The 16234-nt window shown below is 63.9% G+C and carries 14 protein-coding genes; all 14 read left to right on the top strand.

All coding sequences use genetic code 11. From position 1 onward, the window contains the following. The first annotated feature begins 12 nt into the window (after positions 1–12). The 14 genes from P9M14_15630 to P9M14_15565 all read left to right on the top strand — a co-directional run bounded on the left by P9M14_15630 (position 13) and on the right by P9M14_15565 (position 16201). The gene (locus P9M14_15630) at positions 13–1071 is read left to right on the top strand and encodes an energy-coupling factor ABC transporter permease (GenBank protein ID MDP8257175.1); all 1059 of its coding nucleotides are present in this window, start codon (positions 13–15) and stop codon (positions 1069–1071) included. 55 nt (positions 1072–1126) lie between these two features. After that, entirely contained in the window at positions 1127–1939 is an 813-nt protein-coding gene (gene cbiQ / locus P9M14_15625) for a cobalt ECF transporter T component CbiQ (GenBank protein ID MDP8257174.1), read from the top strand. Beyond that, on the top strand, positions 1936–2679 hold the full coding sequence (locus tag P9M14_15620) for an ABC transporter ATP-binding protein (protein MDP8257173.1): 744 nt from the start codon (positions 1936–1938) through the stop codon (positions 2677–2679). Before cbiQ ends, P9M14_15620 begins: the two co-directional genes overlap by 4 nt. A gap of 160 nt (positions 2680–2839) precedes the next feature. Next, on the top strand, positions 2840–3412 hold the full coding sequence (locus P9M14_15615; protein ID MDP8257172.1) for a DUF4390 domain-containing protein: 573 nt from the start codon (positions 2840–2842) through the stop codon (positions 3410–3412). After that, positions 3409–5637: an ATP-binding protein gene (locus tag P9M14_15610; protein ID MDP8257171.1), complete on the top strand. Its 2229-nt coding sequence runs from the start codon at positions 3409–3411 to the stop codon at positions 5635–5637. Before P9M14_15615 ends, P9M14_15610 begins: the two co-directional genes overlap by 4 nt. A gap of 4 nt (positions 5638–5641) precedes the next feature. Beyond that, the gene (locus tag P9M14_15605) at positions 5642–7033 is read left to right on the top strand and encodes a sigma-54 dependent transcriptional regulator (protein MDP8257170.1); all 1392 of its coding nucleotides are present in this window, start codon (positions 5642–5644) and stop codon (positions 7031–7033) included. Continuing rightward, the gene (gene ispG, locus P9M14_15600) at positions 7023–8108 is read left to right on the top strand and encodes a flavodoxin-dependent (E)-4-hydroxy-3-methylbut-2-enyl-diphosphate synthase (protein ID MDP8257169.1); all 1086 of its coding nucleotides are present in this window, start codon (positions 7023–7025) and stop codon (positions 8106–8108) included. The genes P9M14_15605 and ispG overlap by 11 nt, the downstream gene beginning before the upstream one ends. After that, positions 8109–9830 carry a proline--tRNA ligase gene (locus P9M14_15595; GenBank protein MDP8257168.1) on the top strand — a complete coding sequence of 574 codons (1722 nt, stop codon included), beginning with the start codon at positions 8109–8111 and terminating at the stop codon, positions 9828–9830. Then, positions 9830–10564 carry an orotidine-5'-phosphate decarboxylase gene (pyrF, locus tag P9M14_15590; protein ID MDP8257167.1) on the top strand — a complete coding sequence of 245 codons (735 nt, stop codon included), beginning with the start codon at positions 9830–9832 and terminating at the stop codon, positions 10562–10564. The genes P9M14_15595 and pyrF overlap by 1 nt, the downstream gene beginning before the upstream one ends. Beyond that, positions 10561–11250 carry a type 1 glutamine amidotransferase gene (locus tag P9M14_15585; protein MDP8257166.1) on the top strand — a complete coding sequence of 230 codons (690 nt, stop codon included), beginning with the start codon at positions 10561–10563 and terminating at the stop codon, positions 11248–11250. The genes pyrF and P9M14_15585 overlap by 4 nt, the downstream gene beginning before the upstream one ends. Further along, the gene (locus tag P9M14_15580) at positions 11247–12017 is read left to right on the top strand and encodes a TrmJ/YjtD family RNA methyltransferase (GenBank protein ID MDP8257165.1); all 771 of its coding nucleotides are present in this window, start codon (positions 11247–11249) and stop codon (positions 12015–12017) included. The genes P9M14_15585 and P9M14_15580 overlap by 4 nt, the downstream gene beginning before the upstream one ends. A gap of 2 nt (positions 12018–12019) precedes the next feature. Beyond that, positions 12020–12856 (top strand): MBL fold metallo-hydrolase, encoded by an 837-nt coding sequence (locus P9M14_15575; GenBank protein ID MDP8257164.1) that lies wholly within the window; start codon positions 12020–12022, stop codon positions 12854–12856. Next, on the top strand, positions 12832–14712 hold the full coding sequence (locus P9M14_15570) for an ATP-binding protein (protein MDP8257163.1): 1881 nt from the start codon (positions 12832–12834) through the stop codon (positions 14710–14712). Before P9M14_15575 ends, P9M14_15570 begins: the two co-directional genes overlap by 25 nt. Then, positions 14687–16201: an alpha-L-arabinofuranosidase C-terminal domain-containing protein gene (locus tag P9M14_15565; protein MDP8257162.1), complete on the top strand. Its 1515-nt coding sequence runs from the start codon at positions 14687–14689 to the stop codon at positions 16199–16201. Before P9M14_15570 ends, P9M14_15565 begins: the two co-directional genes overlap by 26 nt. Positions 16202–16234 lie beyond the last annotated feature (33 nt).

Raw genomic sequence — 16234 nt, 5'->3', positions numbered from 1 at the left:
GAGGGTTGAATCATGCACATGGCTGACGCCCTGATCTCACCGACGGTCGGCGGAGTCATGTGGACTGCGACCGCGGTCCTGATCGGCTACAGCTCCAAGAAGGTCAAGCAGGAGATGGACCAGAGCAAGGTCCCGCTGATGGGCGTGGCCGCGGCTTTCATTTTTGCCGCCCAGATGATTAATTTTACTATCCCGGCCACCGGATCCAGCGGCCATCTGGGGGGCGGGCTGATCATGGCCATTTTGCTGGGGCCCTACGCGGCGTTTTTAGCCATGGCCTCGGTGCTTACGGTTCAGGCCCTGTTCTTTGCCGACGGCGGACTGCTGGCCCTGGGATGCAACATTTTCAATCTGGGCTTTTTCCCCTGCTTTATCGCCTACCCGCTGATTTTCAAGACCATCGCCGGCTTGCAGCCATCGCGGGGGAAGATTATCACCGGCTCGCTGATCGCCGCGATCGTCGGGCTGCAACTCGGCGCATTCGCCGTGGTATTGGAAACACTTTTCTCGGGCATCTCATCGCTGCCGTTTGGCACCTTTGTGCTGCTGATGCAGCCGATCCACCTGGGCATCGGCATTGTCGAGGGCCTGGCCACGGCCGCGGTGGTGCTCTTCGTCTGGCAGGCGCGGCCCGAGATCATCCAGGCGGCGGCCGGATCCAAACCGTATGGATCGTTTTCAACCCGCAACGTGCTCGCTGGTTTGGCGGTGGCCACGATTGTGATCGGCGCGATCTTCTCCTGGTTCGCCTCCGGCCATCCCGACGGCCTGGAATGGTCGATGTTCAAAACCTCGGGGCACGAGGAGTTGGAGACTCCGGGGGCCGAAGTGTACGATAAGCTCGCCGGGTTACAGGAGAGGACCGCATTCCTGCCGGACTACGGATTCAAGACCGCAGAGCAAGACGAGGCGCAGCACGAGGCGGAGGAAGCGTGGCCCGCGGTGCAGGCGGGGACCAGCGTTTCAGGCCTGATCGGCAGCGTACTGACCCTGCTGTTGGCGACGCTGATCGCCTTTGTGCTCAAACGGCGTAAGACCGCGACCGCCCAGATTACTGTGCGCAAACCCTGACGAGCCACGTCGCGGCGCGCAAGCCGCTTCGTTGATCCGCAACATGTGATTGTAAATGCCGAAGATCAATATTGAGACATTCGACCTCGGGGCCGTAGACCGGCTCTCTGCGCAGGATACGCCGATCCATCGTCTGGACGGACGGGCCAAGCTGTTGACCACGATGGTCTTCATCGTTGCGGTCGTCTCTTTCGGGCGCTACGAGGTCTCGGCGCTGATCCCTTTTCTGATCTACCCGGCCGCGCTGTGCCTGTGGGGCAACATCCCGACATCGTTCCTGGCGCGCAAGATCGCGGTGGTGGCGCCCTTTGCCGTGCTGATCGGCATCTTCAATCCGCTGATCGATCGCCAGATCATGATGACGCTGGGCCCGTTGGAGATCTCCGCGGGCTGGATTTCCTTTGCCTCGATCATTGTTCGGTTCGTGTTAACAGTCAGCGCCGCACTGACCCTGGTGGCCGTGACCGGGTTCAACTCGGTCTGCACGGCAATGGGACGACTCGGGGTGCCGCAGATCTTCGTCACGCAGCTGATGTTCTTCTATCGTTACCTGTTCGTGCTCGTGGACGAATCACTGCGCATGGTGCGCGCACGCGCCCTGCGGACCTTCAACGGCAAGGGCACCAACATCCGCACTTTCGGGTCAATGGTGGGCCATCTGCTGTTGCGTACCCTGGACCGGGCGCAGCGGATTCATCTGGCGATGAGCTGCCGGGGATTTTCCGGCGAGATCCCGGCGTTCAAGCCCCTTGCCTTCGGCCCTCGCGACGCGGCGTTCGTGCTGGGCTGGTCGGCGCTGTTCGTCGGGCTGCGCTTTTTCAACCTCTCACGCCTGATCGGCGAATCGGTCACAGGTATATTCACATGAGCCACCACATCGTCGAGGCCAAGCAGATCCACTACAGCTACCCCGACGGCACCCAGGCCGTTCGGGGAGTGTCCTTTCGCATTACCCACGGCGAGTCGGTGGCGATCGTCGGGGCCAACGGCGCGGGCAAATCGACCCTGCTTCAGCATCTGAACGGCTGCCTGATCCCCAACGCGGGCACGCTGCAGATCGGCGACACCATGCTGTCCAAGGGCACCTTGGGCCTGATCCGCAGAACTGTGGGCATGGTGTTTCAAGACCCCGACGACCAGCTTTTCATGCCCACGGTGTTCGACGACGTGGCCTTCGGCCCGCTGAACATGGGCCTGCCGCCGGACGATGTCGAGTCGCGCGTGGTGCGCGCTCTACGGATCGTCGGAGCCGAGCATCTGCGGGACCGTCCGCCCTACAAACTCTCCGGCGGCGAGAAGCGTGCCGTTTCGATCGCCACCGTGCTTTCGATGTCGCCCAATATTTTGGTGATGGACGAGCCGACCTCGAACCTCGATCCGAAAAGCCGACGGCAACTGATCGAGATGCTCAAGACATTTGAGCATACCAAGATCATTGCTTCTCACGATTTGGACATGGTGCTCGATTTGTGCCAGCGCTGCATCGTGCTCAATCAGGGACGCGTGGCCGCCGACGGCCCCACGCTCGAGATCATGAACAACCAGGAGTTGCTCGAGGAAAGCCACCTGGAAAAGCCGCTGTGTATGCAAGGCTGGCCCGCGCAATAGATGATCCAGCGCTCATTTGGGACGGACTCGGTGCTGCATTTTTACAACAGTTTCCCTTGAACTAGCCTGCGTCCCACAGTAGGATAGCCGCCACAATCGCATGCACTATGTCGGCTTACCACACGTATTAACGAGTAAAACCTGTCGCGGGCCGCGTGGGGTGCGCCCGCTGGCGCTGCTGCTGGCAATCTGTGTGTTGTGTGCCACGTCCGCTGCCTGGGCCCATGAACAGCCGCGGGTCAAATTGGTCGAGGTCCATTCCGAAGGCCTGTTTCTGATGGTCGATTTTGAGGTGGAGGGAGCGTTCACCCAGAAGGTCGACGAGGGGATTCTCTCGGGTCTGCCCACGACTTTTACCTTCCAGGTGCACATGGCGCGCGAGCGTTCGGGCTGGACCGACGAGCGGATCGCCACCATTGAGGTGCGGCGCACGATCTCTTACGACACATTGCGCCAGGAGTACACGGTCGACCCCTCAAGCCAGGGGCAGGCCGCGGTAACCAAGGATTTCCAGGCTGCGCACGATCTGATGTCCACGATTCGCGACATACCGCTGGTGATCCACTCGGTGCTCGAGCCTGACCAGCGCTACTACGTCGAGGTCAAGGCCGAGCTACGCAGCGTGGAGCTGCCGCCGTTTCTGGATTCTCTGCTGTTCTTTGTCACGTTCTGGGATCTGGAGACCGAGTGGACCCGCGTCTACATCGACCAGAGCCTGTGGAGCGATCGATGAGCCGCGAGTACGACGAGCGGCTGCTCGACGATTCGGCGCGACGCCGCAGACGCCGCGACGTGGTGCTGATGATCGCCCTGGCCGTAGCCGTGGTGGTGGTGTTCGTGATGCAGACGGTCACGGTGCGGCTGCCCCAGGTCGGCGGTTACGGGCCGACGATGGTCTTCTTCGCGCTGCTCGATTTGAACATCATCCTGATCATCCTGCTGCTGTTCCTGATCCTGCGCAACGTGACCAAGCTGGTGATGGAGCGCCGCACGGGCGTGTTGGGGAGCAAGCTGCGCACCAAGCTGATGGTGGCCTTCGTCGGCTTTGCCTTGATCCCCACGGTGCTGCTGTTCTACGTGGCCTGGACCCTCACCGCGGCGAGCCTCGATCGCTACCTCTCGCCGACGATCACCCGCGCGTTGCACGGTAGCCTGCAGCTGGCGCAGCAACAGTACCGGGTCTACGAGCGCGGGGTGCAGGTAGCCAGCTCGGGCCTGGCGCGCCAGGTCGAGTCGGCCGGGCTGCTAGACGATGGGTGCGAGAACGACCTGCTCGAGTTCGTGTTCAATGCCTTCCAGAACCTCGACGTGGACGCGGTGGAGGTCTACAACGCGCGTACTGGAAAGGTTCAGCGCTTTAAAGGGCTCGATCTGTCGCAGCAGATCTACAGCGAGAACATGCCGCACTACCTCGAGTTGGGACAGCCCTCGTCCGCGCTCAGCGGTTCGTACAAGGGCGGCCAGCTGGTGCGCGGCGTATCGTTGGTCTACGAAACCGGTTCGCAGGCCGGTCCCGTGGGAGTGATCGTGCTTACCGTGCACCTGCCGCAGGACGTGTACGCCGGGATGCAGCAGGTGGCGCAGGCCGTGTCGAACTACGACCAGTTCCGTCTGCTCAGCCAACCGATCCGCTTGGGCTACCTGGTGATCCTGACCAGCATCAGCCTGCTGATTCTGTTCTCGGCCAGTTGGTTCGGGATCTACCTCAGCCGCGGCCTGGTGGTGCCGATCCAGCGCCTGGCCGAGGCCACGGATCAAGTGGCCGCGGGCAACCTCGACGTGCACGTTGAGCTGCCGCCGGACGACGAGCTGGCGCAGTTAGTCAACAGCTTCAACCGCATGGCCTCTGACCTCAAGCTGAGCAAGGCCCAGATCGAGAGCACCAACTTCGATTTGGAGCAACGTCGGCATTATATGGAGACGATCCTGCGCAGCGTGGGCGCAGGCGTGATCGGACTGGACCGTAGCGGCCGGATCAGCTTGGCCAACGAGGCGGCGCGCGCGCTGCTCAAGCTCGAGGGCGCGCAGATCGTCGGCCGGCGTTACGTCGAAGTGATCCAGGCCGAGCACGTGGACGTGATTCGCATCATGCTGCGCGATCTGGGACGCAGCGGGCAGCAGACGCTCAGCCGCCAGACCGAGATCGCGGTTCACGGTGAGCTCAAGCACCTGCTGGTCAGTGTGACCAATCTTGGAGCCGAGGGCAGCGTGGGCCGCGCCGGAGGCACGGTTGTGGTGTTCGAAGATCTGTCCGAGCTGCTGCGCGCCCAGCGTATGGCCGCCTGGCAGGAGGTTGCGCGGCGTATCGCCCACGAGATCAAGAATCCGCTGACCCCGATCCAGCTCTCGGCCCAACGGCTGCGCAAGCGCTACCTGGAGCGCTTCAGCGCGGACGACGCGGTGTTCGACGAGTGTACGAAGATGATCATCGACCAGGTGGGCGATCTGAAGAACATGGTCAACGAGTTCTCGATGTTCGCGCGCATGGCCGATGCCAAGCCGCAGCTGACCGATTTACGCGAGCTGATCGCCGAGACCCTGGTGCTGCACCAGCAGGCGCACAAGCGCATCGAGTTCCAACAGGAGCACGATCCGCGTTTGCCGTTGGTCCCGGTCGATCCCGACCAGTTGCGGCGCGCGCTGATCAACCTGCTGGACAACGCCGTGGACAGCATCCGCGGCGAGGGAAAAATTGAGATCAGTACCTCGATGCTTGAGGACGGCGGCTCCGTGCGCATCGCGGTCGCGGACGACGGCGCGGGAATTTTGCCGCAGATGGCGGGCAGGCTGTTCGAGCCCTACGCCTCGACCAAGCCCGACGGCACCGGCCTGGGGCTGGCGATCGTCAAGCGGATCGTCGCCGATCACAACGGCTACATCCGCGTACGAAGCAACGAGCCGCGGGGCACGATCGTGCTGATCGAGCTGCCGCTGGGCAAGCAGACGGGAAGGGCGTAGGGCGATGAGTAAACGCGTGTTGGTGGTCGACGACGAGCAACGGATCAGGGAGACCCTGGCCGGCGTGCTGCGCGACGAGGGTTTCGACGTGGTCGTCGCGGCCGACGGCGAGCAGGCGCTGAAGATCGCGGCGGAGAGCGCACCGGACGTGGTGCTGCTCGACATCTGGATGCCCGGCCGCGACGGCATGTCGGTGCTCGAGCAGCTCAAGCGCGAACGGCCCGAGATCGAGGTGATCATGATCAGCGGCCACGGCAACATCGAGACCGCGGTAAAGGCCACCAAACTCGGGGCCTACGACTTCGTGGAGAAGCCGATCTCGCTGCCCGAGATCGTGCTGACCATCGAGCACGTGATCGAGATGCAGCGGCTGAAAATGGAGAACATGCTGCTTCGCGAGCGCTTTGAGCAGCGCTACGAGCTGGTCGGCCGCAGCGCCAAAATCGAGGCGGTCAGCGAACAGATCGAGCTGGTCGCGCCCACCGAGGGCTACGTGCTGATCACCGGCGAGAACGGCACGGGCAAGGAGCTGGTGGCGCGCCAGATCCACATCAGCTCGCGTCGCAGCAGCGGACCGTTCGTCGAGGTCAACTGCGCGGCGATTCCCGAGGAGCTGATCGAGAGCGAGCTGTTCGGCCACGAGAAGGGGTCGTTCACCGGCGCCACGGCGCGCCGCAAGGGCAAGTTCGATATGGCCGACAACGGCACGCTGTTTCTCGACGAGATCGCCGACATGAGCCTCAAAACTCAGGCCAAGGTGTTGCGCATTTTGCAGGAGCAGGTGTTCGAGCGCGTGGGCGGCGTCGAGCCGATCAGCGTCGACGTGCGGATCATCGCCGCGACCAACAAGGACCTGCAGCAGCTGATGGCTCGCAGGCAGTTCCGCGAGGATCTGTACTATCGGCTGAATGTGGTGCCGATCCACGTGCCGCCGTTGCGCGAACGGCTGGAAGACGTCGAGCTGTTCGTCGAGGCCTTCTCCACCGAGTTCGCCGCGCGATCGGCCCTGCCGCTCAAGAGCTTCAAGTCCGAAGCCGTGACCGCGTTGCGAGCGCATTCCTGGCCGGGAAACGTGCGTGAGCTGAAGAACATCGTCGAGCGGCTGCTGATTATGACCCGCGGCGAACAGATCGAGGCGCGCAACGTGCAAGAGGCGCTGAGCGGCGTCAACGCCGTGGGCGGCCTGGGAGCGATGGAGGCTCAGGGATTGCGAGAGGCGCGGGCGATGTTCGAGCGCGAGTATTTGCTGCGCAAACTCAGCGAAAATAATTTCAACGTTACGCACACCGCGGCGGCCATCGGTGTGGAGCGCACGCACCTGCACCGCAAGATCAAGGGCTACGGGATCGAGCTTTCCGCGGAGCGCGCCGGGGGGGGCGACGAGCATGGAGATTAAGCTTCCCCGCGAGCGCACGCGCCGACTGAAGGTCGGAGCGGTGGAGGTCGGCGGCGGCGCTGCGGTCAGCGTGCAGTCGATGACCAACACCTCCACTGCGGACGCGGACGCGACCCTGGCGCAGATCGAGCGCCTAGCAGCGGTCGGCTGCGAGATCGTGCGTTGCTCGGTTCCCGACAACGAGGCGGCGCGCGCTCTTTGCACGATTTGCAAACACAGCCCGCTGCCGCTGGTGGCCGACATCCATTTCGACCACAACCTGGCCCTGGCCGCCCTCGACGCCGGGGTCCAGGGCCTGCGCGTCAATCCCGGGACCCTGGGCGGCGAGCGTCACGTGGCGCAGTTGGCGCGGGCGCTGTGCGTCGCCAACGTGCCGGTGCGCATCGGGATCAACGCGGGCAGCATGGAGCGCTCGTTGGTCGAGAAACACGGCGGCGTGACGCCCGCGGCGATGCTCGAGTCGGCGCTTGGTCAGGCGCGGGCATTTGAGGAGCACGGGGTCACCGCGATCAAGCTTAGCCTCAAGGCCTCCAACGTCGGATTGACCATCGCCGCCTACCGTTTGGCCGCACAAAATTGCGACTATCCGCTGCACGTCGGGGTCACCGAGGCAGGCACCCGTTTCAGCGGCGCGATCCGCAGCGCAGTGGGCATCGGCGTCTTGCTTTTGGAGGGTATCGGGGATACGATCCGTGTTTCTTTAAGCGGAGATCCGCTGCCCGAAGTACGAGCCGGATGGGAAATTCTCAGGGCTGTCGGGCTAAGATCACGAGGAATATCAGTAGTTTCCTGTCCAACATGCGCCAGGGCCGCGGCGGATGTGGCCGCGGTCGCAGAACGGCTCGAGCTTGAGCTTGGCGACCGAACGGAGCCGCTGGAAGTGGCGGTAATGGGCTGCACGGTCAACGGGCCGGGCGAGTGCCGTGAGGCTGATCTGGGCGTTGTGGCGCGTAGCGCCGATAGCTGGCAGCTTTACGTCTCGGGCCGTTTGATCGGCCGGATCGAGTCCGACGATCCGGCGCAGATCGCCCGGCGGATCAACGAAGTAATCGACAGCAGGGACTTCGGAGGGTAGATGCGTTATTCCAAGGCACTGATTCCGACGCTCAAAGAGGACCCGGCCGAGGCCGAGGTCATCAGCCATCGGCTGATGTTGCGCGCGGGAATGATTCGCAAGGTGGCGGCGGGGATCTACGACCTGCTGCCCCTGGGACTGCGCGTGGTGCGCAAGGTCGAGAAGATCATCCGCGAGGAACTCGACGCGGTGGGCTGCATCGAGCTGCTGATGCCAATAGTTCAGCCCGCGGAGCTGTGGCAACAAAGCGGACGCTGGGAACAGTACGGCCCGGAGTTGCTGCGCGTGCGCGACCGGCACGGCCGCGAGTTCTGCCTGGGCCCCACGGCCGAGGAACTGATCACCGAGCTGATCCGCGGCACAGTGCGCTCCTATCGCCAACTGCCGTTGAACCTGTACCAGATTCAGACCAAGTTCCGCGACGAGATCCGCCCGCGCTTCGGCCTGATGCGCGGTCGCGAGTTCTCGATGAAGGACGCCTACAGCTTCGACGCTGACGAGCACGGCGCGGAGCAGAGCTACCTGCGGATGCACCAGGCCTACAACCGGATCTTCGAGCGCTGCGGTCTAAAGTTCCGCGCGGTGGAAGCTGACACCGGGACAATCGGCGGACGTTTCTCTCACGAGTTCATGGTGCTGGCGCGCACCGGCGAGGACGACATTGCGTCATGTGGGAGTTGCGACTACGCGGCCAATACCGAGAAGGCCGAGATCGGCCTTGAAGGCGATACGGTCCACTACTCGGGAGAGCAGCCGCAACTCAAGCGCGTGCCGACCCCGGGCCAACGCACGATCGAGGAGGTGACCGCGTTCCTCGAGGTGGAGCCGCGGCAGTTGATTAAAACGCTGATTATGCAGACCCCGGATGGCCCGTTGGTCGCCTTGGTGCGCGGCGATCACGATCTGGCTGCGGCCAAGCTCAAGCTTGCCCTGGATTGCGAGTGGGTCGAGCTGGCGGACAACGCGACCATCGAGCAGGTCAGCGGTGCGCCCGTGGGTTTTGCCGGACCGCTGAACATGGCGACCAAGGTACGAATCGTGGCGGACAACGCGTTGCGCGGCATGGGCCCGGCGGTGGTCGGCGGCAACGAACAGGATATGCACGTCAGCGGCGTACTGATTGGCCGCGACTTTGAGCCCGATGATTTTTTCGACCTACGCGTGGCCCAGGCCGGCGATCGCTGCCCGCGTTGCGAGGGGACGATGAGCGTGATGCGCGGCATCGAGGTCGGGCACATCTTCAAGCTCGGCGACAAGTACTCGCGGTCGATGAACGCCGCGTTCCTCGACGCCGAGGGCGCGGAGCAGCACTTCGTGATGGGCTGCTACGGCATTGGCGTGGGGCGCACCGCGGCCGCGGCCATCGAGCAGAACCACGACGACAACGGAATCATCTGGCCCGTGCCGTTGGCGCCCTACGAGGCGCTGGTGCTCGCGATCAAGGCCAAAGATCCCGCAATCGCCGAGGCGTGCGAGCGGCTCGAGCGCGAGCTGGAGCAATTGGGCGTCGACGTGCTCTACGACGAGCGCGACGAGCGCCCGGGCGTCAAATTCAAGGACGCGGACCTGCTGGGCATCCCGTTCCGGATCACGGTCGGATCCAAAGGGCTGGCGCGCGGAGTGGTAGAGCTCAAGCGTCGCCACGAGAAAGAATTTACCGAGGTGCCGCTGGACCAGGCCGCACAGCTCGTGGCTCAGGCCGTGGCAGAGGAGAAGCTGTAATGGAGCCGCGCGACAGGTTGTTTGTGGCGCTGGATTTCAACATCATTGACGAGGTGTTGCAGATGGCGCAGACGCTGCGTCAATCAGTGGGCGGCTACAAGGTCGGCCTGGCCGCGTTCACCGCCGGGGGGCCGGACTTGGTGCGCAGGGTGCTGGAAAACGGCCTGCCGGTATTCCTCGACCTGAAGCTGCACGACATCCCCAATACGGTGGCCGGTGCCTCGCGCGAGATCGGCCGCATGGGAGTGGCCTACACCACGGTGCATACCATGGGCGGTGCGCAGATGGTCAAGGCCGCGGCCGAGGGCGCGGCGCAAGGGGCGCAGGAGGCGGGTTTCGCCTCGCCCAAGATTTTGGCGGTGACCGTGCTGACCTCGATGTCGGCCACCGACCTGATGCGCATCGGCATGCTCACTCCCACCGAGCGTGAGGCCGGACTGCTCGCCACGCTGGCCGCCGAGTCAGGTGCTCACGGCGTGGTCTGTTCGGCCTGGGAGGTACGCGACGTGCGGCGCGCGGTCGGTCCCGACATCGAGATAGTCACACCGGGCATCCGTCCGACAGGCGCTGATCAGGGCGATCAGAAACGCGTTGCCACGCCGGCCACGGCGATCAGGCGCGGCACCGACCTGATGGTGGTCGGACGGCCGATCACTCGCGCTGCGGACCCGGCCGCCGCGGCGAACGCGATCGTCGACGAGATCAAGGCCGCCCTAGCCAAACCGGCTGAATGAGCATCCTGGTCGTCGACAACTCGATTCAGGCCACGATTCTCCACCAGGGCGAATGCGTCGCGCGGATTCTACGCAAGGTCGGCTGTGCTTTTCAGGTGGTCTCGGGAATCTACGACCGGCCACAGCTCGATCCTCGACGCTACAGCGGAATTATCATTACTGGTTCGGAGGCCTCGATCAACGAGGACGCCGCGTGGATCACACAGCAGCAGCGGATGATCGAACTGGCCTGCCGCCACACGGTTCCGCTGCTCGGGATCTGCTTTGGGCATCAGCTGATCGCCCGTACGCTGCTGGGCGAGAAGTCGGTCGGAGCGGCGCCGCGCCCCGAGCTGGGTTGGCTGCCGATCGAGGTGCTCGCCGCGGTCGGACCGTTGTGCGGGATCCAGGGCGGGCCGGTGACAATGCTTAGCCACTTTGATCAAGTCATTGACCCCGGCGACCAATTCGAGGTGCTGGCACGCTCCACGCACTGTGCCGTGCACGCCATGCGCCACCGCGAACTGCCGCTGTGGGGCCTGCAGTTCCACCCCGAGATCATGCGTCTCGAGGGACTCAAGCTGCTGGCGATGATCAAGCTGTTTTATCCGCGACAGCGCGTGGAGCCGCGGCTGGTGCGCCGCGCCGATTGCAGTCTGGGGGAGAAGATAATGCGTAACTTCCTCGCGCTGAGGGAGGCCGCGTGAACAGCGGAAGCCTGGACCGTTTTCGTGTAGTGCTGGTCGAGCCCGTTGGCGCGGGAAACGTCGGCTCTGTGGCACGGGCGATGCGCAACTTCGGCTTCGGCAGTCTGACGCTGCTGCGGCCGGTGTGCGACGTGATGGGCGACGAGGCGCGCAAGATGGCCCTGGGCGGCCTGGACCTGATCCGCGACGCCCAGTATCCGCGCGACCTGAGTGAAGCGCTGGGGTCGTACACGGTCACCGCGGCGTTCACGCGGCGCCAAGGGCGCGGCCGCCGTACAACTGAAAACCTGCGCGAGTTCGCCGAGCGCATGGCAAAACTGGGATCGGAGCAGCAGGTCGCGCTGGTCTTCGGCCGCGAGGATCGCGGGCTGACCACAGACGAGACCAACCTCTGTCAGCACCTGGTGATGATTCCGTCCAACCCCGATTACGGTTCGCTGAACCTGGCGCAGTCGGTGGTGGTGACTCTCTACGAGCTGACCCAGTCGCTGGTCGAGCAGCCGTTGCTCAAGGTCCATAAACTCGCCTCGCACCGAGAGGTGCGCGGGATGTACAATGATCTGCACGATGTACTCCAGCGCAGCGGATTTCTGGCCCACGGCAACCCCGAGCGCACGATGACGGCCATCGCCAGGATGATCGGGCGTAGCGAGCCCAGCTCGCGCGAGGTCAAGATCGTGCGCGGAGCCCTGCGCGACCTGCGCTGGTACGTAAGAAAGGTGGCGGCGGGCGAAAAGCCGCCGTTGGACAGCGAAGAGGAGGACTGAGCTTGCGCATCACCTGGATCGGAGCGGCAGGGCTGATTATCGAACACGAGGGCGCCACGCTGTTGATTGACCCTTACATCACCAGACCGGGCAAACTACAGATCGCACTTTGCAAGCTGCGGCCCGATATCCAGCGCATCGAGCGTTTCGTAGCGGGATTGTCCAACGTGCAGGGGATGCTGGTCGGGCACACGCATTTGGACCATGCGCTGGACATCCCCGATCTGCTCGAGCGCATCGACTGCAAGGCGGTTGGCGGGGCCAGCCTGCGAAACCTGCTGCGGGCTGCGGGACTGCCGGACGAGCGCATGTTCTCGATCACAGGGGGCGAGACCCTCGAGCTTGGGCCGTTCAGCGTTCGGCCGCTGGTCAGCCGCCACGGCAAGGCGGTGCTCAACCGCGTGCCGATACCCGGCGAGATCGACGAGCGCTTCAAGCTGCCGGCGCATTTTACCGCCTACAAGCACGGCGAGGTCTGGTCGTTCATGGTCAGCGCCGGCGGCCGTACGCTGTTTCATCAGGGGAGCGCCGACCTGGTCGAGCGATCCCTCGAGGGCTGCTCGGCCGACGCCGTGTTCTGCTGCGTACCCGGCTGGAAGCGTAGGCCGGAGCTGCCGCAGATTTTACTCGAACGCCTCGATCCGCAGATCGTAGTGCCGTTCCATTTTGACGATTTCTCCGGCTTCAAGCTCGAGGGCCCGATCCCCTACGATCAAGTGCGGCGCGTTCCCGGGATGGACCCCGAGGAGTTGATCAGCCGCTTTCGCGAGCTGCGGCCGGAGATCGAGTTTCGCCGTATCGGCATCATGCAACCTTGGGACTGGGGGATGGAACAATAACCGACAACGACCATTACGAGCGGCCGGACCTGGTGCCCGAGGATCGACCGATAGTCGGTCGAGGGTCTGCCCATCGCGGCCGGGCGCGCAGCGCGGTCTATTCGTTGAGCATGCGCATCACGCTCTCGATGCTCGTGTTGGCAGCGATCCCGCTGCTGCTGCTGTGGTACATCGACCAGCAGCGGCTGAGCCTGATCAGCCCCGTGGTACAGACCGAGACCCAGGGCTACGCCGAGCGCACGGCGGCCATCGCCAGCGGCTCGGTGTCGACCTTCGTGCGCCAGGCGGTCGACAGCTGGGCCAAGGATCAGGCCAACGAGCTCAGCGTGTGGCTTAGAACTCATCCGCTGACCGATCCTTCCGACAAGCAGGCCCTCAATGATCTGCGCAGCATGGCCGTGCAACCGTTCTGGGGCGAGGGTATCACCTGGATTTACGATCGTTCGGGTCGCGTGATATTTCATCCGAACAGAAGTCTCGAGGGCAGATCACTGAGCGAACTCGAGGGGGTCTGCACCGGACTCAACGAGGTCGCCCGCGTTGATCTGGAAAGCCCGACCAACGGCGAAATCCGCTGTGAGGGCAAGCCGAACATCCTGGCAGTGGCGCCGGTTGCGAACACCGATTATTTAATGGCGGCGATGCTGCCGCGCCAGTACCTCGACGACGCCCAAGATAATGTGCGCAACAACACTACCCAGTTCCGCGAGGTGATCGAAAGCCGGATGGCCTTCGTGACCAACGACATCCGCCGTCGCGGCACCGCTTACATCTCGGTGGCCTTCGCGCTGATAGCGCTGTTCGCAATTTTACTGGCGCGGACGATAGTCAAGCCGATTCGTCGGCTGACCGATCTGATGACCAGCCCTCACGGCGGGAAGCTGGTGGTCGATCCCAACCTGAAGACGCGCGATGAGATCGGCGAGCTGGCGCGGGCGTTTGAGAAGATGGCCGGTGACTTGGTGCGCTCGCGCGACGAGCTGATGCGGCGCGAGGAGACGATCGCTCGAGCCAACACCGAGATCATGCGGCTTAACCTCGATCTGGAGGCCAAGGTCCAGGAGCGCACCCGCCGGCTGGAGAAAGCGCTGGAAGAGCTCAAGAGCCTGGACAAGTCCAAGGACGACTTCATCAGTCTGGTCTCGCACGAGATGCGCACGCCGTTGACTTCGATTTCGGCCTACACCGAGGCGCTGATCTCCGGCGGCGTGGCCCGGAACTGGGACCAGCAGAAGTCGTTTCTGACGATCATCTTCGACGAGGCCGAACGTCTGACGCGGCTGATCAACGACGTGCTCGACATCAGCCGCATGGAAGCCAAGCGCATGCCGTTTAACTTCAAGGAGATCAACCTCGCCTCGCTGGTTGAGAAGGCGGTGCTCAACAACCGCAAAACCGCAGAGAACAAGAACATCAGTCTTAAGTACAAGATCTCCTACGATCGACCGGAGCTCAGCCAGGTCTACGCCGACTACGACCGGACCATGCAGGTGGTGACCAACCTGCTGTCCAATGCGCTGAAGTACACGCCCGAGGGCGGACGGGTACGCGTCAGCCTGGGCGTCGAGCGCAAGGTCGATCGTCACGGCAAGGCGCGACGAATGTCCAAAGTAACAGTGGCGGACAACGGCATGGGTATCCCCGAGGCCGATAAAGAGCGGGTCTTCGAGAAATTCGGTCAGATCGACAGCGTCGACTACCACCACGAGGGCTCGGGCCTGGGATTGGCGATCGCCCGCTTGATCGTCGAAGAGCACGGCGGGATTCTGGGATTTACCAGCAAGCTTGGAGAGGGAAGCATGTTCTACTTCACGCTTCCGCTGACCAAAGATGACCGACTCGACGGCGAGGGTTGAGCTCGGCCGACCCGAGGGCCGCGCGTTTAGGCGCGATTTGCTGGGACACTTCATCGAGAACATGGCCAAGGCGATCTACCGCGGCGGTCTGATGGCCCAGCACGGCGAGGAGCGCGATGTCGCCGGAACCCGTAAGCGGATCGTCGAACTGCTGGCTGCGACGCGGCCACCGTTGATCCGCTGGCCCGGCGGGCTGTTCGCCGACGGCTACGATTGGCGTTGCGGCGTGGGGCCGCTTGGGTCGCGCAAAACCACGCCCAACCGTTATTGGCGGCGCTACGGACCGCTGCTGGGCGCACGCGATCCGCACACCTTCGGAACACTCGAGTTCGCCGCGCTGTGTCAGCGCGTTGGCGCGGATCCGTACATCAACGTCAACCTGGGCACGGGCACGCCCGAACAGGCCGCGGCCTGGGCCGAGTACTGCACGGGCGACGCCGCAAGCGGGGAGGGCGCGCGCCGTGCGGATCACGGTCATCCCCAGCCCGTGCCGGTCAAGCTCTGGGGCATCGGCAACGAGAGCTACGGCTTCTGGGCCCTGGGGCACAGCGACGCTGAGACCTACGCCCGGCGCTATCTGGAGTTCGTCGAGGCGATGGATGAGGTCGATCACGGCGGGCGCTACGTGGCCGTGGGAGCCGACTTGGACTGGCTGGATTGGAACGTGCGGCTGTTCGAAATCGCGGGGCACAAGCTGGACCTACTCTCGATCCACACCTATCTGCCCTCGTGCAACAAGCCGCAGCACATGCGTTACAGCAACATGGCTACCGGTCGACGGATGCTGGCGATACTCGGCTCGCCCGAGGAGTTCGCCGCGCGCATCGACGCGATCACCGCGCGCATCCGCAGCTCGCTGGGCGATGTGCCGCTGCGCATCGCCCTGGACGAGTGGGGCCTGTGGTGGTGGGTCACTCAGAGCTATCGCGCCGACTGGAAAATGCGTGACGCCGTGGCCCTGGCCGGTACGCTGCACATGCTGGCCGCGCGGCCGCAGGTCGAGCTGGCGACTTACGCGCAGTTCATCAACGTGCTCGGGCTGGTCCGCGCCTGGCCCGGACGCGTGGTGCCGACCGCGGCCTATCACGTGTTTCAGCTCTACGGACGGTCGGCCCGTTCGTTGTTGGTTCCGACCAAAGTCGATGGACCGTGCTTCGACGCGCCGGGGATCGGCGTCAACCAACCGCGCAGCAGCCTGCCCAAACTAATGGCTCTGGCCACTTGCGATGAGCAAGGCGCCACAACGCTGTTTTTAATCAACCGCGATCCGGAAGCTCCGTTGACCGTGGAACTCGCGGGCGAGGCGCTCGAGCTGGGGCAGGGTGCGGTGTTGCTCGGCGGCAACGGACCTCTGGCCGCGAACAGCGCTCGTCAGCCATCGGCGGTCAGGCCGCGGCCGATCGATTGGCGGCCGGGCAATGCAGTGCAGATCCCGCCGTGCTCCATTGCCGTACTCGGGGTCGACGATCCCGAACAGTTCATCAGTTAACCAGTCTTTGAGCCGGGGGCAAGGCCCGCTTGC

Origin of the sequence: Candidatus Alcyoniella australis (genome assembly GCA_030765605.1) — a bacterium.
Classification (GTDB): Bacteria; Lernaellota; Lernaellaia; order JAVCCG01; family Alcyoniellaceae; genus Alcyoniella; species Alcyoniella australis.
Note: the sequence above shows the minus strand (reverse complement) of the source record. Positions and strands in the feature narration are given on the sequence as shown.

Bases quoted from the DNA above. Each gene is read 5' to 3' on its own strand.
- P9M14_15630 (MDP8257175.1), top strand. From the start codon at position 13: ATGCACATGGCTGACGCCCTGATCTCACCGACGGTCGGCGGAGTCATG.
- cbiQ (MDP8257174.1), top strand. From the start codon at position 1,127: ATGCCGAAGATCAATATTGAGACATTCGACCTCGGGGCCGTAGACCGG.
- P9M14_15620 (MDP8257173.1), top strand. From the start codon at position 1,936: ATGAGCCACCACATCGTCGAGGCCAAGCAGATCCACTACAGCTACCCC.
- P9M14_15610 (MDP8257171.1), top strand. From the start codon at position 3,409: ATGAGCCGCGAGTACGACGAGCGGCTGCTCGACGATTCGGCGCGACGC.
- P9M14_15605 (MDP8257170.1), top strand. From the start codon at position 5,642: ATGAGTAAACGCGTGTTGGTGGTCGACGACGAGCAACGGATCAGGGAG.
- ispG (MDP8257169.1), top strand. From the start codon at position 7,023: ATGGAGATTAAGCTTCCCCGCGAGCGCACGCGCCGACTGAAGGTCGGA.
- P9M14_15595 (MDP8257168.1), top strand. From the start codon at position 8,109: ATGCGTTATTCCAAGGCACTGATTCCGACGCTCAAAGAGGACCCGGCC.
- pyrF (MDP8257167.1), top strand. From the start codon at position 9,830: ATGGAGCCGCGCGACAGGTTGTTTGTGGCGCTGGATTTCAACATCATT.
- P9M14_15585 (MDP8257166.1), top strand. From the start codon at position 10,561: ATGAGCATCCTGGTCGTCGACAACTCGATTCAGGCCACGATTCTCCAC.
- P9M14_15565 (MDP8257162.1), top strand. From the start codon at position 14,687: ATGACCGACTCGACGGCGAGGGTTGAGCTCGGCCGACCCGAGGGCCGC.